We start from the raw sequence: 347 nt of genomic DNA, 5'->3' as shown, positions 1-347 counted from the left end.
ATTTAAAAGATAGTGTTTTTGGAATGAATGAGAAGGGGGAATATTTGTGAAAAAGTCATTTATCATTATGTTAATAGCACTTCTAGTTTTTACACTAGTACCCGATCTGAGAGTGTTTGCAAAAGCTAAAGAACACGAAAAAGTTATTGTTCTTTTTAAAGATACGGTGGACAAAAGAATTATCACACAAGCAAATGGACAAGTGGATAACGAATATAACAATGTACCAGCGCTTTCAATCAGTGTCCCTGAAGTTGCCATTCGTGGATTAGAAAATAATCCAAATATTATTGCGGTCGAAAAAGACAATGAAGTAACAATACAAGGGCAGAGGGAAGATTGGGGAG

At 34.9% G+C, this 347-nt stretch carries 1 protein-coding gene; it reads left to right on the top strand.

All coding sequences use genetic code 11. The features are described 5' to 3' along the window. Window positions 1-46: 46 nt before the first annotated feature. Window positions 47-347, top strand: a 301-nt coding sequence (locus AOA60_RS32100) for a hypothetical protein (protein ID WP_218240516.1), incomplete at its 3' end; no start/stop codon positions are given.

The organism is Pseudomonas sp. 2822-17, assembly GCF_002742485.1.
Taxonomy (GTDB): Bacteria; Pseudomonadota; Gammaproteobacteria; order Pseudomonadales; family Pseudomonadaceae; genus Aquipseudomonas; species Aquipseudomonas cyclaminis.
This window is presented reverse-complemented; position numbering and strand designations above follow the sequence as displayed.